Below are 22009 nucleotides of genomic sequence, written 5' to 3' on the forward strand. Positions count from 1 at the left end.
AAGACAAGGGCTGGTTCGACGCCATCATTCCGCCGAGCCTGGCCGGCGGGCGCAACCCGGATGCCTCGGCCGACGTGCTGCGGCAGGTGCTTTATGACGGCGCCGGCGGCAATTTCCTGTCGGGCTTCGCCGCCTATCTGTTCACGCACAATGTCCAGGTGGCGATCCTGGCCTTCGCGCTCGGCTTTGCCTTCGCGGTGCCGAGCGTGCTCTTGATCCTGATGAATGGCTGCCTGCTTGGCGCGATGTTCCAGATCTACATCGCCAAGGGGCTCGGGCTGGAGCTGGGCGGCTGGCTGTCCATCCACGGCACCACCGAGATGTTCGCGATCGCCTTGGCGGGCGCCGCCGGCATGCGCATCGGCACGCGCATCGCCTTCCCCGGCGAACTGACGCGGATGACGGCTGCTGCCTATGCCGGGCGCGTGGCCGCCACCACCATGGTCGGGGTGACGATCATGCTTTTGTTTGCCGGCCTGCTCGAAGGCATCGGCAGGCAGGTGATCACCAGCGACGTGACACGCTATGCCATTGGCGGCGTCATGCTGACGCTGTGGCTTTGCTATTTCTATGTGTTCAGGGTGGTGCGGCATGGCAACCGCTAGGCGTGCTGCCGTCTCGACAATACGGCCGCTGATCACGCCGGAAGGCGTCGATCTCCGGATCAAGCTCGCCGATGCCGGCACCCGCGCCGCCGCCTTCCTGCTCGACTTTGTCATCATCATCGTCACGGCGATCGTGATCTCGATCGTTGCACTGTTCGGGCTGGCCGGCCTCAAAGGCGAAGGCGCGCAGCCGCTGTTCATCGTCTGGATCATCCTGATCTTCTTCCTGCGCAACGCCTATTTCATCGTCTTCGAAGCCGGCCGCCGCGCCGCCACACCCGGCAAACGGATGCTCGGCATCCGGGTGGCGTCGCGCAGCGGCGCCGGCCTGTCGATCGATCAGGTCATTGCCCGCAACCTGATGCGCGAGATCGAGATCTTCCTGCCGCTGTCGATCATCCTCGGCCGCAGCGAGATGGGGCTCGCCGACACGTTGTCGACGATCTTCGGGCTGGTCTGGACGCTGCTGTTTGCGCTCTTCCCGCTGTTCAACCGCGACCGCATGCGCATCGGCGACCTTTTGGCCGGAACGTGGGTTGTCGAGGCGCCGAAACTGGCGCTGGTCGAAGACCTGTCGCAACGCCAGGACACCACCACCCGCGCATTCCGCTTCACCCAGGCGCAGCTCGATGCCTATGGCATCGCCGAACTGCACAAGCTGGAGGAAGTGCTGCGCCGCGACGACTATTTCGCGCTGAAAGCCGTGGCCGAAACGATCGGACGCAAGATCGGCATGACGATCGAGCCGGTCGATTCCAGGGCCTTCCTCACCGCCTATTATGGCGAGCTGCGGGCACAGCTCGAACGCAAGCTTTTGCTGGGAACACGCAAGGCGGATAAGTACCAGCGGTAGATCGGAGTTCGGGATGCCGGCTCAAGTTAGCGAAGCGGAAAAAGCCAGAATAGAACGCGCCATTCAGGCGGCAGTCTCCGGATCCTGGAAGGAATTTGCAGAACTCACCGACGAACCGTTTCCAAACGATGCATCGATGAGGGAGCAATTCGGAGATACTTCTTCCCGACTTCAGCAAGCCGACGGAAATTGGGAAATGACCTCAGGCATAGGTATCGTGCCTGACGGCAGCGCGCGCCTGATCACAGTCTTGATCAAGGCGCCGCCCACCGTGGATATTGTCCTGACGCTGCACAGCACGAGCGATCGGGATGACAGCACGATCAGCATCTGGACGTTCTTTCAGCAGGTGAATTGGGGCGATTAGGCATCGCCTACCCCACCCACTTCTCATAGTCGGACACCAAAAGGTGCACCGGCGCGACATCCTCGTCGATGTTGGAGAAGCGGCCGATCGGCTCGCGGAAGACGTTGTCGGTGAGATCGTCATTGACGGTCGAGACCTCGCCGATCAGCACATCCTTGCCCTCGGCCCAGAAGGCGTGCCAGACGCCGGGCAGCAGCGTCACGCTCTGGCCCGGGTCGAGCTTCAGGAGCCCGCCTGCCGGCAGCCTGTGGATGGTGCCGTCGACCGGCACCGTCACTTCGGCCTTCGGATCGATGCCGCCGTCGCGATCGTGCATGAACAGTTCAAGCACGAGCTTACCGCCGCCGCGGTTGATGATGTCCTCGGCCTTGATGTTGTGGCGGTGCATCGGCGACAGCTGATCCTTGCGCGAGATCATGATCTTCTCGGCATAAAGCATGCCCATGCCCTTCTTCATGTCGGCATAGACGCCGTTGCGAACGGTGAACAGGAACAGGCCGAGTTCGTCGAATTTTTCCTGGCCGTAATCGGTGATGTCCCAACCGAGCCGCGAGGTGAAAATGGCGGCGGAGTCGGCCTTGCGCGCCTTCATCTCTTCCGGGCTCCAGTAGGCGAAGGGCGGCATGATGTAGCCGAACGAGCGGATGAAGGCGTCTGCATCGCGGATGATGTCGTTGACGGTGGAGCGTTTCATGATCGTGATCCCTTCGCGTCGCATTCCCTGGAGTTATCTGAAGCGCATAGCCGAACAGCGCTGCGGTGTCGACGCAAACTGCGTGCTGGCCCCATGACATCCGTGCGGATCGGGGCCATAAGTCAGCCAGATTTCCCAGGGTGATATTTCATGCAAGGCATAGACGACCTCGACACGCCGGCGATCCTCATCGACGCAGCCCGCGCCGAAGCCAACATCACACGAGCGCAGGCGCATGCCGACCGCCACGGGCTGAAACTCAGGCCGCACATCAAGACGCACAAGCTGCCTTATTGGGCGAAGAAGCAGGTGGCGGCCGGCGCGGTCGGCATCACCTGCCAGAAGATCGGCGAAGCCGAGGTGATGGCCGATGCCGGGCTGACCGATATTTTCCTGCCCTACAACATCCTTGGCCGCGCCAAGCTGGAGCGGCTCAAGGCCCTGCATGGCCGTGTGACACTGTCAGTGACGGCCGACAGCCTCGAAACGCTGGAGGGGCTCGCCGCCACCTTCACCGATGCAGGGCACCCCCTGCCCGTCCTGGTCGAATGCGACACCGGCATGGGCCGTTGTGGTGTGCAAAGCGCCGCCGAGGCGCTGGCACTGGCGAAGTTGATCGACCAAGCCAAGGGGCTCACCTTCGGCGGGCTGATGACCTACCCCGCGGCCGGCCGCGCCGCCGAGGCTGAATCGTGGCTGGCCGGCGCCAAACAAACGCTCGCGGCCTCGGGCCTCGCCTGTGAACGCATCTCCAGCGGCGGCACGCCTGACATGTGGCGCTCGGGCGAGGACAGCGTGGTGACCGAATACCGCCCCGGCACCTACATCTACCTCGACCGCTACCAGGTCGCCAAAGGCGTCGGCACGCTCGACGATTGTGCGCTGACGGTGCTCGCCACCGTGGTCAGCCATCCGACGCCGGCCCGCGCCATCCTGGACAGCGGCAGCAAGGCGCTGTCCAGCGACACGCTGGGGCTCGCCGATTTTGGCGAGCTGCTCGGCATGCCCGGCGCCCGCGTCACCAGCTTGAGCGAGGAACATGGCACGGTCACGCTTGGAAATGGTGCGAAGCTTCGCATTGGCGAGCGCGTGCGCGTGGTGCCTGATCATTGCTGCGTGGTGACCAACCTGTTCGACCAGGTGCGTCTGATCGACGGTGACAAGGTGCTGGAAACGCTGAAGGTGGAAGCGCGTGGGCGGATGGAGTGAGGCTTTTCGTTTTGGAGGCTCGCCCTATTTCGACATTGACGAATTGTAATTTATAACTTACTAGTCCCCATGGCAATCCTGAAGCAGACAGCCACCTTTCGGAGGTGGCACCAAAAGCTGAAAGACGGAAGAGCCAAGGCGGCAATTGCCGTTCGGCTGCAACGTTTGATTGTAGGAAATCCCGGCGACGTGGCCCCAGTGGGTGAAGGCATCAGTGAATTGCGCATTCACTATGGGCCCGGCTATCGCGTTTATTTCACAAGCGCGGTGAAACGGTCATCCTGCTCCTGTGCGGCGGGGATAAAAGTTCACAAGAAACCGACATACGGACAGCAAAGCGCCTGGCCGTAGAATGGAGTGACGACAATGGTTGAAAAAATCTATGATTTCGATCCCGCCGAAATGCTCGATTCCGATACGGCAATCGAGGCGTTTCTGGCAGAGGCAATGGAAACCGGAGACGCCAAATTCGTCGCGTCCGCCCTCGGTGTCGTTGCCCGCGCCAAGGGGATGAGCAACATTGCCAGAAAGACCGGCTTGGCTCGCGAGCATCTTTATACCTCGCTCAGCGAAAACGGCAATCCTACGCTGGAAACCACACTGGCGGTCATGAAAGCATTCGGCTTTCATTTGGCCCCAAAGCACGATGCAACTCATGTCTAATCTACGCCAGCGCGCGTCGAGCGCGAGGTTGTTCGGGCCAACTGAAATCAGGACTGATAAACCGGACCCAGCGCCGCCTTCAGCGGATCCAGCGCGTCGCCATACAGCTTCCAGCGCTCGACCGAGGATGAATAGATCGGCTGGCGCACCTGCCAGCGGCTCGGCGTCCGCACCGTGCGCTCGGTTTCGTTGAAACGCAGGCAGGCATCGTCCCACTCGACGCCGAGGAATCCGATCAATCCGCGGGCGCGATTTTCGAAATCGGCGACCGTTTCTTCGTAGGGTATGTCGTGGATATCCAGCGGGATGACCTTGGCCCAATGGCGCATTAGGCGGTCATACTGCCGGTAATACTGCCCAAGCTTGGTCAGATCGGCATTATAGCCGTGCGCCTCGGAAAAGTTATGCATGAAACAGGACGCGCAATTGTCCATCGGGTCACGCCGGCAATGGATGATGCGGGCATTCGGCAAGATCAGGCTGATGAAGGCCAGCAGCTCGAAATTATGCGGCATCTTGTCGACGACAAGCCGCGCCTTGCTGTTGCGTCTGTTGAGATCGTCGAGATACTTCGATCCAAGCTCCTTGGCCTTGGCCGCAGTGAGCGCCGCCATGCCCTTGGTGAAAATGGCTGGGTCGAGCTTGTCGAACCCAAGTTCGCCGGCAAGTGACCGAATGGTCGACAACTCGCCGGCGCCATGGATATCGCGATGGCTGGCGCATATCTGCTCGGTCAGCGTCGTTCCCGACCGGGGCATGCCGACGATGAAGACCGGGCGCCTGGATGGATTTCCCAAACTGGCTCGCGTCTTGAAGAAGCCAGCGTCGAAGGTGTCGATGAAGCTGTCGTAAAGCTGGGTGTGCCGGTCGATGTCGAAATCATTGCCGGAAATCGCCTTGGCCCTCGCGAAATGGCGGATGGCCGGGCTATACTCGCGCTGATCGTTGAGCATCTTGCCGGCGGCGTGGTGCAGCACTACCCGCTCGCGATCGGTGGTTGTCGGCAATTCCAGGCGTTTCAGCACCAAAGGCAACGTCGGATCGTCCTTGACCGCCCGGCGCGCAAGCGCCATTCCAGCCAGCGCCTCGACATGGCCCGGGTCGATGGCAAGGGCCTTGCTGAAGCATTCGACCGCCTCGGCCGGCCGGCCAATGTCGGTGAGCAAATCGCCCATACCGGCAAGTGCCATCACCGACTGGCCGTCGATAGCCAGCGCCTGGCGATAGAACCCTTCGGCAATGTCGCCCTCGAGCTGGCTGCGGTAGGAGCGGCCGAGATTGCACAGCGCTTCGATGAGCCCTCCGTCGAGCTCGATCGCCTTTCTCAGATGTCTGCGCGCCTTGTCGACGTTGCCGGTGACATTGTAGGCATTGCCGAGATTGTTGCGGAAGATGGCGTTGTCCGGTTCGAGCTTGACCGCCTTTTCCATATAGGCAATGGCGGCGTCATGATGCTCGGCCTCGATGGCGAGCGTGCCCATCAGGTTCAGCGCCATGGCATTTTTGGGCTGCGTGCGAAGCACCGTCTGGTAGCAGAACTCGGCCTCGCGAAAACGCTTGCGCCGTTGCAGGTCGATGCCGCGCTGCAATGTCTTTTCCGCCGGCTCACCGGCGGTCGGCAGCGAGGCTGGGATCATTGCCGGCAGGCCCAGGGGTTGCCGGCGTGGCAAGAGCGGCATCCGTCAAATCCCGGTCGCGGCCTGCGACGAACCAATCAGAACTTCAGGGTTACGCCAAGCTGGAGATTGTGGGAGTACAATTTGGCGTTCTCGTATGTGCCGCCGCCATCATTGTCGTCTAGATCCACGCTTGTCACGGCCTTAAAGCGGTAACCGAAATCGAGGTCGACATTCTGCGTTACCGCGTAGGTAACACCGGCGCCCACTTGGCCGGCGAAACCCCAGCCGCCAGGCCCGTATCCAAAGGCGTGGCCATCAAAGTGAGTATCGGCGGTAACATAGGCCGCGCCGAGACCGCCGCCGACATAGAGTTTGGCATCACCAAAATGCGCAACATCGGCCCAGACGTTGGCGAGAAGATAGGTGGCCGACAGATTGCCGGAAGCCGGATAGTTGCCGACGCCCGTGTAGCTGTATTCGCTTGCCTTGTAGCGCGCGTAGGACAGTTCGCCTTCGACACGAAACACATCGTTGATGCGCCGACCGACAGCGCCGCCGATTACGAACCCGGTATCAAGATCGACTGAATAGCCAGTACCATTGTAGTCCGTCTTCACATGGTTCGGGAAACTGGCGCCGCCAAAGAGCGTGACGTACCAGAGATCCTCCGCCCTCGGAACGTCGACGATCGCGTCGGCGGCGTACGCCGAACTCCAGCCAAGCACCAATGCCGTTGTCGCCACACCAGCCAGTAGAAGCAGTTTCATCGTCGATTCCTCGTAGCCTTCCAGCTACTTGCTCGCCTGCGGTTGGAGCTGTCAATAAGCAGACGCAGTCAGGGCACCCTTTCAGGAATCCTCGTTGCTATGCAGCAACATAGCAGCATACTCTAATTTAGACGGAGATAGGCAAAGGCTGCTGTTTCGGTTGTCATTCGAGTGGCCGGAAGAGAACCGCCTAGTCGCGTTGCTCTGCCTGCCGCGCCGCGATGCGCCTCATGCCAATGACCCGCCGGCGGCGAATCTCAGTGCGCATCGCCGTCAAATGCAGCGCGAAGAACAGCACGGTGAAGCCGAGCGCCATGACCAGCAGCGGCCATAGCAGGCTGGGATCGATCGTCGGTCCGCCGAGCCGGAACACCGAGGCCGGCTGGTGCAGCGTGTTCCACCAGTCGACCGAGAATTTGATGATCGGGATGTTGATGAAGCCGACGAGCGTGATGATGGCGGCGGCCCAGGCGGCGCGGCTGGCGTCATCCAGCGCACGCGTCAGCGCGATGATGCCGAGATACATCAGGAACAGGACGAAGACCGACGTCAGGCGCGCGTCCCACACCCACCAGGTGCCCCACATCGGCTTGCCCCAGATGGAGCCGGTGACCAGCGCAAGCGCGGTGAAGGTGGCGCCGATCGGGGCTGCCGATTTCAGGGCGACATCGGCCAAGGGATGGCGCCAGACCAGCGTACCGAGCGCGGCGACCGCCATCACCGTGTAGCACATCATGGCGAGCCAGGCGAAAGGCACGTGGATATACATGATGCGCACCGTGATGCCCTGCTGGAAATCCTCAGGCGCGGCAAAGCTCATATAGAGACCGATGGCGAGCAGGATCGCGGCGATCGACGCCAGCCACGGCACCAGCCTGTCGGCCAGCCCGACAAAGCGCGTCGGGTTGGCGAGGTCGGTCCAGCCGGCGAGGCGTGAGGAGGTGTCGCTCATAAGGTCTAGATAGACCGGCGGCGCGTTCGGGGCAATCGAGCGGTTGTCGCAGTGCTTACCCTCCCCCCTTGTGGGGAGGTCGCTGCAAAGCAGCGGGGTGGGGGTGGTGGGGCACCACCCCCACCGGGACCCTACGGGTCCGACCTCCCCACAAGGGGGAGGTAAAAAAGCTTACGCAGCTTCGATATTCACCGTGCGGCTGAGACGGCGGACTTCCTCGTCGTTGAGCAGGCCGCCGGCGCGCAGCAGGCTGGCGAAACGGCCATTGCGCAGCGACAGTTCGGCGAAGCCGCCCATCTCGACCACCTTGCCCTTGTCCATGAACACGACCAGGTCGGCGTCGCGGACGGTGGTCAGGCGGTGGGCGATGATGAAGGTGGTGCGGTTGCGCCTCAGTTCGTCGATGGCTTCCTTGACGCGGTCCTCGGTCTCGACATCGAGCGCGCTCGTTGCCTCGTCGAGCACCAGGATCGGTGCGTCCTTGAGCACGGCGCGAGCAATGGCGATGCGCTGACGCTCGCCGCCCGAAAGCTGGCCGCCGCGCTCGCCAACGACGGTGTCATAGCCGGCGCTCTTGGCAAGGATGAAATCCTGCGCGGCAGCCGCATTGGCGGCGGCGTGAACCTCGTCATAAGTCGCCTCGGCACGACCGACGCGGATGTTGTCCTCGATCGAGCGGTTGAGCAGGCCGGCATCCTGGAAGACGGTGGCGATCGAATGACGCAGCGACTTGCGGGTCACCGTGCGGGTGTCGATGCCGTCGATCAGGATACGGCCATGAGACGGCGAGAAGACGCGCTGCAAGAGGTTGATCAGCGTCGTCTTGCCGGCGCCGGTCGGGCCGACGATGGCAACCGTCTGCCCGGCCTGGACCTCGAAGGAGACGTCGTCGACGCCCTGCCTCGAATTGGCAAACTCGAAGCCGACATTCTCGAAGCGGACGTGGCCGGTGACGTTGGTGAGGTCGCGCAAGCCGTCCGGCTCGGCGGAGTCGGCGGCCGAATCCTCGAGGTGATAGAAGTCCTCGAGCTTGGCGCGGGCTTCCGAAATCTGGTTGGCGAAAGCCGACATCTGGTCGAGGCGGGCAATCAGCAGCGTGGCAAAGCCGGTGAAGGCGATGACGTCGCCGATCTTGAGCTGGCCATGGGTGACCAGATAGGCGCCGATCAAAAGCACAACCATCATCGAAATGGTCGACGACAGGCGGTGCAACGCATTGGCCATCGCCCACCAGTCGAGCACCGGGTTCTGCGCGTCGAGCAGGTTCTTGACATAGCGGCGCAGCGTATCGGCCTCGTGGCCGAGACGGTTGTAGCTCTGCAGCACGGCGACATTGCTGACCGAGTCGGTCACATGCGCGAAGACCTGATGGTAGTGGCGCTCGACCGCGGCCTGGCCCGCCTTGGTGCGCTTCATCACAAGCCGGCCGATGCCGACATAGAGAACGCCCAGCGCCATCAGTACCAGCGACATGCGAAGATCCATGCTTATCGCGGTCGGAATCAGCAGAGCCAGCGCAACCGCCGTCGACAGATGCTGGCGCATGAATTCAAGCCACAGGCTGAACAGCGTCTCGACGGCGCGCAGCAGCGTGTGCAGCGCGTTGGAGGTGCCGCGCTGGTGGTGCCAGGCGAGCGGCATGGTGATCACGCGCTCGAACGACTGGCACAGCACCTCGCTGCGCCGCTTGTGGGCAAAACGGTCGGCGCCGCGCGCCACCAGCACGAAGGCGACGATGTTAAAGGCGCCGAGACCGGCCCACAGCGCCAGCGTCGAAAACACCGAACCCTTATCGGAGATGGCGTCGATTACCCGGCCGAACATGATCGGCTCGAGGATGGCGATAATGGCGAGCGCGACATTCGCACCGCAGATAAACGCAACGCGCTTCCTGTCGGCTGCGAGATAACCCAGCGCTCTCCAGTAGATTTGCAGAAGTGACACTTCAGCTACTCCGCCCAAAACATTATTGTGCACCGCACCATTTCTTGACACGTACCGGTTAACGGGTCGCAAAACAATGCCCGTCTACCTCTTCCGTTCCCATTCTGCGAACAAAAGATGACGACGTTGCGAAATCTGCCGTGATCACCTAACGGTTTGAGATAAAAGGTGAAATGTCAGTCTTGCGGCAAAATCATGGCAGCAGCTGGCCCTGCCACATTTTTAGTCACTGCACGCTTGGACCGCCGTTATCGGGAAGGCACGCCGTTCTGCGCCAGGAGCATGCCGAAGTAGAAAACGCGCGCCTCGAAAGGCGCGCGTCAATAACCTGAAGCCTTTGATTTTACGAGGGTATCTTGACGACCACCTCGGTCTTGTCGCCGGCTTTCGGCTGAAAACCGGAAGATTTTGTCTTGGTTCCATTGACTTCGAGCGAGATGGATTTGGCCTTTTTGTCGCGGATGACGCGAACCTTGATCTCCGACCCCAGCATCTTCAGCGTGGCAGAATAGCCGTCCCAATGGCTGGGCAGTTTCGGCCGGAACGTGATCTGCTTGCCCCGCCGCTCAATGCCCAGAATGCCTTCGACCGCAGCACGGTAGAGCCATCCCGCTGAGCCCGTATACCAGGTCCAGCCGCCGCGACCGCCCTTGTCCTCACCGGAATAGATGTCGGCGGCGACGACGTACGGCTCGACGCGATAATGCTCGGCCGATGCATCGTCGAGCGCATGGTTGACCGGGTTCAGCATCGAGAAGCAGCGATAGGCATCGTCGGTGCGGCCCATTTCGGCGAGCGCGATCACGAACCAGGTCGCCGCATGGGTGTACTGGCCGCCGTTCTCGCGCACGCCCGGCGGATAACTCTTGATGTAACCAGGGTCCTTTCTCGTGTTCTGGAAGGCCGGGGTAAACAGTTTGACGATCTTGAGCTTGTCGTCGACCAGCAGGTTCGTCGCCTGCTGCATCGCCGTGGTCGAGCGCGCGGGGTCGCCCTCGCCGGAGAGCACGCTCCACGACTGCGCGATGGAGTCGATCTTGCACTCGTCCGAATTGTGCGAGCCAAGCGGCGTGCCGTCATCGTAGCTGCCGCGGCGATACCACTGGCCGTCCCAGGCGGTGCTTTCCAGCGCCCGCTTCAGCACATCGGCGTGTTTTGTCCAGGCCTGCGCCCGCTTGGTGTCGCCCTGCCCCTTGGCCACGGTGGTAAAGTCGCCCAGCGTCTTCAAAAGGAACCAGCCGAGCCAGACACTCTCCCCCTTGCCGGCTTCGCCGACGCGGTTCATGCCGTCGTTCCAGTCGCCGCCGAGGATCAGCGGCAGCCCGGCCGGGCTGCTGCGCTTGACCGCAAGGTCGAGCGCGCGCGCGCAATGGTCGTAAAGCGAAGCGCTCGTCTTGGAGATTTCCGGCGTGAAGAAGGCGTCGTGCTCGCCCTCGCCCAACACCTGCCCGTCGATGAAAGGCAGCTGCTCCTTCAGGATCCCTGTATCGCCGGTCACCTCGATGTAGCGATTGGTGGCATGCGCCAGCCAGACCACATCGTCGGAGATCATAGTGCGCACGCCGGCGTCGGTGCGCGGCAACCACCAATGCTGGACGTCGCCTTCGGGGAACTGCCGGCGCGCCGCATTGAGGATCTGGTCGCGCGCCAGTTTCGGATCATGCGCAAGCAGGGCCAGCGTGTCCTGTAGCTGGTCGCGGAAGCCGAAGGCGCCGCTTGCCTGATAAAAGGCCGAGCGGGCGCGGATGCGGCAGGCCAGGCTCTGATAGGGCAGCCAGTGATTGACCATGGCGTCGAGCGCCTTGTCGGGCGTCTCGACCTGGATGGTGTCGAGGAAGCCGCGCCAGACGCGTTCATTATCGGCCAGCCGCTGGTCGAAATCCTTGCCCGAATGGGTCTGCACCAACGCGCTCGCTTCGGCTGATGTAGCGGCGTCGCCAAGCAGCCAGACCAGCGTGACGTCGCCGCCGGCAGGGATGTCGATGTCGCTGGCGACAGCTGCGCACGGATCGTCGCCGGCCTCGACGCGGCCCGACAGGCCGGCGCCGCTGACGACAGTGTGCGGGAAGGCGCTGGTGCCCTGCCTGCCGATGAACTCGCCACGATCGGCTGTCACCGAATGCACCGGACCGGTGGCGGCCAGGAAGGCCACCCGGTCGCCGAAATCGAGACCGTAGGGGTTTTGCGCCAGAAGCGCGCCGGTCGCTGGATCCCTGGACGGGATGATGGTCGCAGCCGTGCTCGAGCGATGGCTGCCGAGAACCCATTCGGCATAGGCATAGATGCGCAGCCGCGCCGGCGCCGAGCCCGAGTTCTGGATGCGCAGCCGCGTGATCTTCACTGGATCGACGGGATCGACGACGTGCGTCAGATCCATTGACAGCGGGCCGCGTTTGGATCGGAAGGTCGAGAAGCCCTGGCCGTGCCATGTCTCATAGGTCATCGAGGGATCGCGGACCACGGCAGCCAGCGGCGAGAATGCCTTGCCGCTGGCCTGATCGTAGATGTAGATGCCCTCGCCCGGCCGGTTGGTGACCGGATCGTTCGACCATGGCGTCAGTTGGTAATCGCGGCTGTTGCGGCTCCAGGTGAAGGCAGCGCCTTCGGCCGAGACATGGAATCCGAACGAGGCGTTCGAGACGACGTTGATCCAGGGCTGCGGAGTCGTGCGCCGGCCGGTGAGACGCGTGACATAGTGACGGCCATCGCCTTCGAAACCGCCGAAGCCGTTCCACTGGCTGAGGCCGCTGCCGTCGGCGCTGCTGTCGGACGCGGCATGGTATGCAGGCGCCGCCGGCACCGGCAGAGACGGCTCGCGCAGTGACGCGGGGGCCGCCGGCTGCAGGCCATCGCGTGCTTGCAAGGTTGCCGCCTCGGCGCGTTCGATCTGGTCGAAGATGGTGCCGTTGCGCGTGTGCAGAACCACGCGGGCAACCGCCAGCAGCGTCTTGTACGTCGCCTCGTCCATCAGGTCGCGGCGCACGGCGAAGATGTGCTGGCGCGGCCCGAGTTCCTTGCCGCGCAGGCGGCTGTTTTCGCACAGCGTTTCGACCGCGCGCTGCAGGTCCTGGACATAGGACGATGCCTGCTCGTTGACGACCACAAAGTCGATCATCATGCCGCGGGCGCGCATATACTCCTGGAAGCGCAGCGCCTGGGCGACAATTTCGAGGTCGGCCACGTCGCCGATGCGGACCAGGAAGATCGGGAAATCGCCCGAAATGCTGGTCGGCCACAGGCTGGACTGCTTGCCCAGCCCCGAAGCGATGGATTCGCCGGGCAGGCGCAGGAACGGATCGGGATAGATCAGGAAACGCGCCAGCTTCTGCACATTGGCGGCGTCGGTCAGGCTGAGACCAAGATGGCGTGTCTGCACCTGCGAACGCGTCCAGGCAAGCATCGCCTGGCGGGCAAAACTTTCGGGATGGTCGAGCCTGGCGATGGCCTCGTCAAGTTCGGCGCGGTTGGCGCCGACGGCGGTCCAGAAGGTCAGCGATATCTTCTTGTTGGCCGGCACCCGCACCTGGCGGCGCAGGGCCGCTACCGGATCGAGGGTGAAGCCGTGGTGACCGCCAAGCTTGGCGCCGGGATCGAAGGCCGCCGCTTCCGCGATGGTACGGCCACGGCCGATGAAGGCACGGCGATCGGTTTCGGCCTCGGCATCGCGCGCCAATCCGGAGGGATCGGTGACGAAATGCACCATGGTGACGTCAGGCTCGTTCTTGTCGCGCTTGCGCCTGGTGGCAAAGATGGCACCGTTGTTGGCAGCGATCTCGGTCTCGATAAACATTTTCGAGAACGCAGGATGGGCATTGTCGGAGGCTTCGTTGCCCAGCACCAGCTCGGCAAAGGAGGTCACCTCGATATGCCGGTCAGTGGCGCCGTCATTGTAGAGCGTGACGCGCCGTCCCTCGCCATTGCCTTCCGAGATGACGATGCATTCGACCTCCGAACGCAGCGAGCCCACTGTTTTGACGAAGCTCGCCTTGTCGTCGGAAAACAGCGTCTGCACTCTCTCGCCGGTCGCCTGCTTCGGCTCCGCGGTGGCCGACCACCAGTCGCCGCTGCCGGCGTCGCGCAGGAAGATGTAGGAGCCGAGCCGGTCTTCGGTCGGGTCGGGCTGCCAACGGGTGACGGCGAGTTCGCCCCAGCGGCTGTAACCGGAACCGGTGGCCGAGACCATGACGGAGTAGCGGCCATTGGACATGACGCTGGTGGCGCGCAACGCCCTCAGCGGGTCGAGGACGATGCGCGAATCCGGGCTCTCGACCTCGGTCTCGTCCTTCGAGCGCTCGTCGGCTTCGGTCCTGACCGTGGCGGTCGGGATGTCGCGCGGCGCCCTCTCCTGCAGCAGGAGTTCGGCAGACTCGATCACCGGATCGCTGTGGAAGCGGTCGCGCAGCCGGCCCTCGAAGATGGCGTCGGCAACGGCGGCGATCGACATGCCGGAGTGATGCGCCATGTAGTTCAGGACAACAGCGTGGTCGGTGCCTTCCGGCACGCGCTGCGGCGTGAAGTCGACGGCGTCGTAAAAGCCATGCCGGCCGAGAGCGCCGATGGAGCGCAGCCTGGCCAGATTCTGGACGGATTCGCGCGGTGTGAACTGCGCCGCGAGGATCGTGGCGTAAGGGGCGATCACCGTGTTCTGGCCAAGGCCGCGCTTGAGGCCAAGTCCGGGCACGCCGAAATTGGTATACTGGTAGGTCAGTTCGCGGTCGCGGGCATTGTAGGCCGCTTCCGAAATGCCCCAGGGCACGTTCTTCGAACGCGCGTACTGGATCTGGCGCTTGATGATCAGCTTGCTGGTCTGGTTGAGGATCGACCCCTGCGGCTCCTTCATTACCAAAGGCGGCATCAGATACTCGAACATCGAGCCCGACCAGGACATCAGCGCACCCTGGAAGCCGATCTCGACGATCGGCCTTCCAAGCCGGAACCAATGCTCCGTCGGCAGGTCACCCTTGGCGATGGCGAACAGGCTGGTCAGCCGCGCCTCGGAGGCGAGCAGATCGTAGCAGCTCTCATCGAGCTGGTGCTCCTCGACCCGGTAGCCGATCGAGAGCAGTTTGCGCTCCTGACGCATCAGGAAAGAGAAATCCATCTCGAAGGCATAGCGGCGGCAGCGTTCGCGCAGCGCCAGCAGCTTGGCGCGCAAGGCTTCGACGGCGTTTTCGTCGCTGTGCGAGTCATGCACATGCGCCTCGCAGGTCGCTTCCAGCCGTGCCGCCCAGTCGGCGATAATGTCGCTGCGCTGCGATCCGGCCTCGGTGTGGATGGCGGTGGCGAGCTTGCGGATCTCGCCGGCAAGCACGGCCAGGTTAATGGTGCGGATCGAGGCCATCTCCGGCTGCGCCTTGATGGTCATGACGGCGCGCCGCATGCCATCGAGGCGATCGGCCAGACGCTGGCGCAACGGCCGCAGTTGCCGGCGGTCGTCAGGCAATTCCTCGAGGCTCTCGTCGAGGATACTCACCGTGTCGAGGACGCCTTCGAAATCGCCCTGCAGGTGAACGGACGGGGCTTCCGCCCATTCGGCGCAGGCAGCCGCCACCGCGACCAGATGTCCGGCGAGATTGCCGCTGTCGACGGCCGAGATGTAAAGCGGATAGAGCGGCTTGAGCGTCGTCGTGTCGTACCAGTTGAAGAGGTGGCCGCGGTTGCGCGGCATGCTCTCGATGGTCGTCATCGTGGCGTCGATGCGAGTGATGGCGTCGGAGAGCGCAATCCAGCCGAAATCGCGTGCCGACACCACCGACAGCAGGTAGACGCCGATATTGGTCGGCGACGTCCGCGGCGCTACAACCGGCGCCGGGCTTTCCTGGAAATTGTCGGGCGGCAGATTGTGGTGCTCGGCCGTGACGAAGGTTTCGAAATAATGCCAGGTGCGGCGCGCCACGGTGCGCAGCGCGTGGATGTCGGCCTGCGATATGCGCAGGCGGTCCTCGGTCTCGGCCGAGCGGCTGATCCAGCAGGCAACCGCCGGCGAACCGATCCAGAACAGAGCGAAGAAGAAGGCGACGAAGGCACCGGTGGAATCGGCCAGCACGGGGATAGCGAGACCGACGACGCCGATGATCACGGCGCCATACATCATGCTGTAATAGGAGCCGATATCGTTGTCGCCGCCCTTGTGCGCCTGCGACGCGGTGCGCCATTCCAGCAGGTTCTGGCGGCTGACGAACAGGCGGTAGAGCGTGCGCACGATGGCGTCGCCCATCATCCAGGCATTGTGCGCCATCAACAGCACTTTCAGCGCCACAAGGGCCGTGCCGAAGACGGTGTCGTGCGCCAGCGCGGAGAAATGGCCGCGCGGCGTCTGGTCGCCGCTCTTGGGCAGGATGGCGTTGACGACATCGAAGGTCGGCGCCATGAACAGCGACAGGATCAGCAGCGCCTGCCACTGCGCGGCCTGCGTGAAGGGCAGCAGCGTCCAGCCGGCGATCGCCGCCATCACCCAGAAGATCGGGGTCAGCGAGCGGCGCAGATTGTCGACCATCTTCCAGCGCGACAGCGCCGGCACGCCGGAACGCGGCGAGAAGATGAAGCGCAGCAGCTGCCAGTCGCCGCGCGCCCAGCGGTGGTGGCGCGAGGCGTCGACCGAGTAGCGGGTAGGATAGTCCTCGACCAGTTCGACGTCGGTGACAAGTGCTGCGCGCGCCAGCGCACCTTCGAGCAGATCGTGGCTGAGGACGGTGTTTTCCTCGATGCGGCCCTGCAGCGCCGCCTCGAAAGCGTCGACGTGATAAAGGCCCTTGCCGGTGAAGGAGCCGTCGCTGAAGACGTCCTGGTAGAGATCAGAGACGGCAAAGACGTAAGGATCGAGACCGCTGTTGGACGAGAAGACGCGCTGGAAGAAAGAAGCGTCGTCGCCGCTGGTGAGCGAGGCTGTGATGCGCGGCTGCAGAATGGTGTAGCCGGCGGTAACGACGCGCTTTGTCGCGTCGAAATGCGGGCGGTTGAGCGGATGGGCGAGCTTGCCGACCAGTGACGACACGGCGTCGCGCGTGGTGCGCGTGTCGGCGTCGAGCGTCATGACATAGACGACCTTTTCCGGCAGCGGCACGTCGAGCGGCAGGAAGGTGGTGTCGCTGTCGCCGCGCAAGAGAAGGTTCAGCTCATGCAGCTTGCCGCGCTTGCGCTCCCAGCCCATCCAGGCGCCCTGCGCCTGGTTGTAGAGCCGGCGGCGATGCAGGATATAGAAACGCGGCGCGCCTTCCGAGGGATAACGGGCATTGAGCCTGGCGATCTCGTCGCGCGCATATTGCAGGATCTCGATGTCGGCGGCGTCGATCTCGGTCTTGGAATCCGGCCAGTCGGACAGCAGCGCGAAATGGATTTCTTCGGCCGTGTTGGCGAGGTGATGCACCTCGATGTTGCGGATGTTTTCCTCGACATCATCGCGCGAGCCGATCAGCGACGGCACCACGACCAAGGTGCGTGATGCCGCCGGAATGCCGTGCTTGTAGTCATAGCCGACGAGCCGCGTCGGCTTCAGGAACAGTGAAACAACGGTGTTGAAGAAGGCGAGCGCGCCTTCGCTGGCAGGCACCGCAAACAGCGCCAGCATCAGCGTGATGGATTCCACCGACAGGCCGAGATGGGCAAGCGCATTGCCGGAGACAACCAGCAGTAGCACCGTCAGCAGGAAGACCGGCACAACGATGCCGAGCCAGCCCGTGGCGGTGAAGGCGCGCTTGAAGGTCACATGGAAGGGCGGCCGATAGCCGATCGCCTTTTCCAGATCCGGCCGGCGCGGGCCGACCAGGAAGAAGCCGACATCGGTATGCATGGCCGGATCGGCTGATGCATCCGGCACGCCGGAGGCATCGGTGACCCCGGGAACATGGCTGGCCAGCTCGATGGCCTTTTCGGCGACACGGAACTCGGACAGGTCGGAGCGGCGCGCCAGTTGCTCGATCGACGTGCGGTACTGGTCGCGCGAAAAGAAATCGAGCGCGGCGAAATCGGTGCGCTCGCGCAACAGCGTGTCGATGCGGCTGACGCCCTCGAACCACACCGTCCAGTCGACGTCGTTGATGAGGCGCAGGCCGCGGATGATGTTGCCGGTGGTGACATTGCCGCTGGACAGCGTGCGATGCTCGGAAATGATGATTTCCTCGGCGTCGGAGCCGGTTTTCTCGAGCTCGACCTCCAGCCATTCCAGCGCCCTGCCGGCATTCTGCGAGCCGTCCCGCAGGCGGTAGAGCAACTGGGTGGCGAAGGTGGTGTCCTGCGCATGCGCGCCGTAGCCCGACAGGATCTTCCGGCGGTCTGCATTGTCGTCGGTCGCCAGCACGCGGTCGGCGACCTCGTTGGCGATATGGCGCATCTGCCTGGTGCGGTCGACGCGCACGGCGATGCGGCGCAGATTCTCGATCAAAACGAAGCGCAGCAGCGACGGCAGCGCCCAGAGCTCGCCGATCTTGAGCGGCTCGACCGACTGAAAACCCTCGACGATGGATTTGAACATGGTCGCCGAAACCGAACTGTCGGAATGGGCGACATAGCTCCAGGCCAGGGCAAGCGCGCGCGGCACCGCGGCGCGATCGGCCACTTCCAGGGTCGGCAACTGCCGGTAGAAACGGCGCGGCAGGTCGCGCTTCACCTGAAAAATGGTCTCCTCGACGAGATAATTGTTGTCGAGCAGCCATTGCGCGGCAGGCGTGATGGTTTCGCCCTTGGCCTGGGCGGCATTGGTCGAGCGGTAGACTTCGAGGATTTTCTTGGCGCTGTCGCGGATGCGGGCCTGGAAATCGAACGGCGTCAGGCCGAACAGGTCCTTGACGTCGCCCTTGGCGAGGCTTTCGCCCAGCGCGCGCAGCCGCTCTTCGGGCAGGAAATTGGAGCGTATCGGCTCTTCGGTGATGACCGGGAAGCCGGCGCTGGACTTTTCGATATGGGCAGGATTTGTCTGGATATTCATTGAAAATTCCGCATGGGGGACGCGATGCGGCGCCACCGCCACGGCAATGTCCCTAAAACCAATTCAAATGCAATTGGTTGCATGATTACACTGGCCGAAAGTTTTGCTTCGCACCACGCCAGAGGCGTTATCCCTTCGACATTTTAAGTGGGGCTTCAGACAACTCAAGGACGAGCACCCCTGCCCTCCCGTCCGCCTTGGAACGACGGAAGGATTCGGGCTTTTTCGTGATCCAGACAACAGCTTACGCCAGATTTCTCCGGCGTGCGATCATGTTTGGCAACAGGCGTTAATCGTTGTGCTGGCGGTGCGGCTGGCCCAGCCTGGCTATCCGGATGACGAACACGGTCGTCGGCCGTACCGGTTCAACCCGTAGTTTCGCCTGCGGACCGAGCAACAGCGTGTCGAGGGGTCCAAGACGAGACGATGTCGGGCCGCTGAGGCCGACCTCGCCGTCGAACGGCAGGATCAGGGTCATAGCGCTGGTCGGCCGGATATCGGTCGGAACCGAGATCACCAGGCGCTGGACCGTGTGCATGGCCCGCCCGCGGCGGGTCATGACGTTGAGGTCGGTGATCGGACCGGAGATCAGCGCCGCCGAGGTCGGCACATCGGCCGGGAAGGACAGCGGGGCGGAAGCCGCCGTCACTTCGGCCGGCCGCCGGCCAGCAATGTCGAGGACGATGCCCTCGCCTTCCAGCACGGCCAGCGTGCGGTCGACGCCGGCAAAGCCCGAGAACGGCCCGCTATCCTCGACTCGCGCCATCGAAACGCGCCAGTCGAAATCGTCCAGGCCGGCGCCGTCCGGCGAGACGGCGATCTCGGTGGTCGTGCCGCCGCCATTCTTCCACGGCATGACCCGGTAGTCGGCGGCCCGTAGGATGCGCATCATTTAAGCCAATCAGCCTAAAATACCGGGCAGATTGAGCTGGTGCTCCTTCGCGCACTCGATGGCGATGTCGTAGCCGGCATCGGCGTGGCGCATGACGCCTGTCGCCGGATCGTTCCACAACACGCGCTGCAGGCGCCTTGCGGCGTCCGGCGTGCCGTCGGCGACGATGACCATGCCGGCATGCTGCGAGAAGCCCATGCCGACGCCACCGCCATGATGCAGCGACACCCAGGTTGCGCCCGACGCGGTGTTGAGCAACGCATTGAGCAGCGGCCAGTCGGAGACGGCGTCGGACCCGTCCTTCATCGCTTCCGTCTCGCGGTTGGGCGAAGCCACCGAGCCGGAATCGAGGTGGTCGCGGCCGATGACGACGGGCGCCTTGAGTTCGCCCCTGGCCACCATCTCGTTGAAGGCGAGCCCCAGCCTGTGGCGGTCGCCGAGGCCGACCCAGCAGATGCGCGCCGGCAGGCCCTGAAAGGCGATGCGCTCACGTGCCATGTCCAGCCAGTTGTGCAGATGGGTGTTGCCGGGGGTGAGTTCGCGCACCTTGGCGTCCGTCTTGTAGATATCCTCGGGATCGCCCGAAAGAGCAGCCCAGCGGAACGGGCCGATACCGCGGCAGAACAGCGGCCTTATATAGGCCGGCACGAAACCCGGGAAAGCAAAGGCGTTCTCGAAGCCTTCGTCCTTGGCGACCTGGCGGATGTTGTTGCCATAGTCGAGCGTCGGCACGCCGGCATTCCAGAACGCGACCATCGCCTCGACATGCTCGCGCATTGAGGCGCGGGCGGCCTTCTCGACAGCCTTGGGATCGGAGACGCGCTTCTCGCGCCACTCAGCCATCGTCCAGCCCTTGGGCAGATAGCCGTTGATCGGGTCATGCGCCGAGGTCTGGTCGGTGACCATGTCGGGGCGGATGCCCCGCTTGAACATTTCCGGCACGATGTCGGCCGCATTGCCGAGCAGGCCGACCGACTTCGCCTCGCCGGCCTTGGTCCAGCGCTCGATCATTTCCATCGCTTCGTCGAGCGTCTCGGCCTTCTCGTCGACATAGCGGGTGCGCAGCCGGAAATCGATCGAGTCCGGATTGCATTCGATGGCGAGGCAGCAGGCGCCGGCCATGACGGCGGCAAGCGGCTGGGCGCCGCCCATGCCGCCGAGGCCGCCGGTCAGGATCCATTTGCCCGTAAGGTTGCCATTGTAGTGCTGGCGGCCGGCCTCGACGAAGGTCTCGTAGGTGCCCTGCACGATGCCTTGCGTGCCGATATAGATCCACGAGCCGGCCGTCATCTGGCCGTACATCATCAGGCCTTTTTTATCGAGCTCGTTGAATTTGTCCCAGGTCGCCCAATGCGGCACGATGTTGGAGTTGGCGATCAGCACGCGCGGCGCATCGGTGTGCGTCCGGAAGACGCCGACCGGCTTGCCGGACTGGACCAGCAGCGTCTCGTCTTCATTGAGGGTCTTCAACGAGGCGACGATGCTGTCGAAATCGTTCCAGGTGCGCGCGGCCCGGCCGATGCCGCCATAGACGACGAGCTCATTGGGGTTTTCGGCGACATCGGGATCGAGGTTGTTCATCAGCATGCGCAGCGGCGCTTCGGTCGTCCAGTATTTGGCGTTGAGCTTGTCGCCGCGGGGCGCGCGCACTTCGCGGATGTTGTGGCGAGGATTGTTCATCATTGTCCCTTTGGAGTAAGGCGGCGTCTCAGCGCCCGGCCCAGTCAATGGCGGATTGGAGGATTTTCGTCAGTGTGGCGCGCATCGGCGCGGCGAACTCGGCATCATAAGGCACCGGCCAATTGTCCGGTTCGCCCTTGCCCTCGGGCTCGCGCAAATAGCCGCGATCGGCAAGTTCCATCTGCAGCGCATGGTAGCCGCCTTGCGGATTGCCGAAATAGCGGGTGATCCAGCCGCCCTTGAAACGACCGTTGATGACATTGCTTTCACCGCTCTCGGCCATGATCTGACCAACCAGCGCCTGCAGCGTAGGATCCGCGGTCTGGCCGTCATTGGTGCCGAGATTGAATACCGGCAGCGTGCCGTAGAACAGGCGCGGCAGCACCGACCGGATCGAGTGGCAATCGTAAATGACGACCTTCTCATGCAGGCCGCGCAGCCTGACGGCCTGGGCCGCCAGCATTTCATGGTAAGGCACGAAATACGCTATGCGGCGCTGGTCTATCTCCGACGGCGTCGGTTCCGCGCCGGGCAGATACAGCGGATCGCCGTCGAAGGTCTCGGTCGGGCATAGCGTCGTTGTCGTCTGCCCGGGATAGAGCGAGGCGCCGGAAGGATCGCGGTTGACGTCGATGACGGTGCGCGAGATCGACGTGTGCACAATCGTCGCGCCAAGGCCGGCGGCGAAATCGTAGAGATTGTCGATCCACCAGTCGCAATCGCGGCGGCCGAGCCAGGGCGAGACCAGCCGATTGTCGATGCCGGCGAGATCGATACCCGTGTGCGGGATGGACACCAACAGGGGTGCCGTGCCTTCCGTCACTGTCAGCCAGTCGGTCAT

At 63.4% G+C, this 22009-nt stretch carries 14 protein-coding genes and 1 pseudogene; 6 read left to right on the top strand and 9 right to left on the bottom strand.

What is annotated here, in order from left to right:
• The 3 genes from ACYG9R_RS00005 to ACYG9R_RS00015 form a co-directional block, all read left to right on the top strand.
• The coding region (locus ACYG9R_RS00005) for a stage II sporulation protein M (RefSeq protein WP_460221798.1) at positions 1 to 605 on the top strand (605 nt) is incomplete at its 5' end.
• Positions 592 to 1458 carry an RDD family protein gene (locus tag ACYG9R_RS00010; protein ID WP_023824559.1) on the top strand — a complete coding sequence of 289 codons (867 nt, stop codon included), beginning with the start codon at positions 592 to 594 and terminating at the stop codon, positions 1456 to 1458. The genes ACYG9R_RS00005 and ACYG9R_RS00010, both read left to right, overlap by 14 nt.
• A gap of 13 nt (positions 1459 to 1471) precedes the next feature.
• Positions 1472 to 1825: a hypothetical protein gene (locus tag ACYG9R_RS00015; RefSeq protein WP_023702292.1), complete on the top strand. Its 354-nt coding sequence runs from the start codon at positions 1472 to 1474 to the stop codon at positions 1823 to 1825.
• A gap of 7 nt (positions 1826 to 1832) precedes the next feature.
• Here ACYG9R_RS00015 and ACYG9R_RS00020 read toward each other — a convergent pair whose 3' ends face one another.
• Positions 1833 to 2519: a D-lyxose/D-mannose family sugar isomerase gene (locus ACYG9R_RS00020; RefSeq protein ID WP_023694398.1), complete on the bottom strand. Its 687-nt coding sequence runs from the start codon at positions 2517 to 2519 to the stop codon at positions 1833 to 1835.
• A gap of 150 nt (positions 2520 to 2669) precedes the next feature.
• Between ACYG9R_RS00020 and ACYG9R_RS00025 the strand changes: the two genes are divergently transcribed.
• The 3 genes and pseudogenes from ACYG9R_RS00025 (at position 2670) to ACYG9R_RS00035 (ending at position 4391) form a co-directional block, all read left to right on the top strand.
• Complete coding sequence (locus ACYG9R_RS00025) at positions 2670 to 3728, top strand: D-TA family PLP-dependent enzyme (RefSeq protein WP_023824558.1); 1059 nt, start codon at positions 2670 to 2672, stop codon at positions 3726 to 3728.
• Positions 3729 to 3797: 69 nt separating this feature from the next.
• Positions 3798 to 4102 (top strand): annotated as a pseudogene (locus ACYG9R_RS00030) (type II toxin-antitoxin system RelE/ParE family toxin).
• Positions 4095 to 4391 (top strand): addiction module antidote protein, encoded by a 297-nt coding sequence (locus ACYG9R_RS00035; protein ID WP_023824557.1) that lies wholly within the window; start codon positions 4095 to 4097, stop codon positions 4389 to 4391. The pseudogene ACYG9R_RS00030 and the gene ACYG9R_RS00035 overlap by 8 nt, the downstream one beginning before the upstream one ends.
• Positions 4392 to 4438: 47 nt before the next feature.
• Here the strand turns inward: ACYG9R_RS00035 and ACYG9R_RS00040 are convergent, their stop codons facing one another.
• From ACYG9R_RS00040 to hutG, 8 genes are all read right to left on the bottom strand, one after another.
• Positions 4439 to 6070 (bottom strand): tetratricopeptide repeat-containing sulfotransferase family protein, encoded by a 1632-nt coding sequence (locus ACYG9R_RS00040; RefSeq protein WP_023824556.1) that lies wholly within the window; start codon positions 6068 to 6070, stop codon positions 4439 to 4441.
• 35 nt (positions 6071 to 6105) lie between these two features.
• Positions 6106 to 6777: an outer membrane protein gene (locus ACYG9R_RS00045; RefSeq protein WP_023824555.1), complete on the bottom strand. Its 672-nt coding sequence runs from the start codon at positions 6775 to 6777 to the stop codon at positions 6106 to 6108.
• Between the two features lie 190 nt (positions 6778 to 6967).
• Positions 6968 to 7729 carry a heme ABC transporter permease gene (locus ACYG9R_RS00050; RefSeq protein ID WP_023824554.1) on the bottom strand — a complete coding sequence of 254 codons (762 nt, stop codon included), beginning with the start codon at positions 7727 to 7729 and terminating at the stop codon, positions 6968 to 6970.
• A gap of 171 nt (positions 7730 to 7900) precedes the next feature.
• Positions 7901 to 9673 (bottom strand): glucan ABC transporter ATP-binding protein/ permease, encoded by a 1773-nt coding sequence (locus ACYG9R_RS00055; protein ID WP_023672897.1) that lies wholly within the window; start codon positions 9671 to 9673, stop codon positions 7901 to 7903.
• Positions 9674 to 10016: 343 nt separating this feature from the next.
• Positions 10017 to 18596 carry a GH36-type glycosyl hydrolase domain-containing protein gene (locus ACYG9R_RS00060; RefSeq protein ID WP_460221799.1) on the bottom strand — a complete coding sequence of 2860 codons (8580 nt, stop codon included), beginning with the start codon at positions 18594 to 18596 and terminating at the stop codon, positions 10017 to 10019.
• A gap of 289 nt (positions 18597 to 18885) precedes the next feature.
• Complete coding sequence (locus tag ACYG9R_RS00065; protein WP_023824552.1) at positions 18886 to 19485, bottom strand: HutD/Ves family protein; 600 nt, start codon at positions 19483 to 19485, stop codon at positions 18886 to 18888.
• Positions 19486 to 19497: 12 nt separating this feature from the next.
• On the bottom strand, positions 19498 to 21171 hold the full coding sequence (hutU, locus tag ACYG9R_RS00070) for a urocanate hydratase (protein WP_023672900.1): 1674 nt from the start codon (positions 21169 to 21171) through the stop codon (positions 19498 to 19500).
• Between the two features lie 25 nt (positions 21172 to 21196).
• On the bottom strand, positions 21197 to 22009 hold the full coding sequence (hutG, locus tag ACYG9R_RS00075) for an N-formylglutamate deformylase (RefSeq protein WP_023742743.1): 813 nt from the start codon (positions 22007 to 22009) through the stop codon (positions 21197 to 21199).

The organism is Mesorhizobium sp. RSR565B (assembly GCF_054719465.1).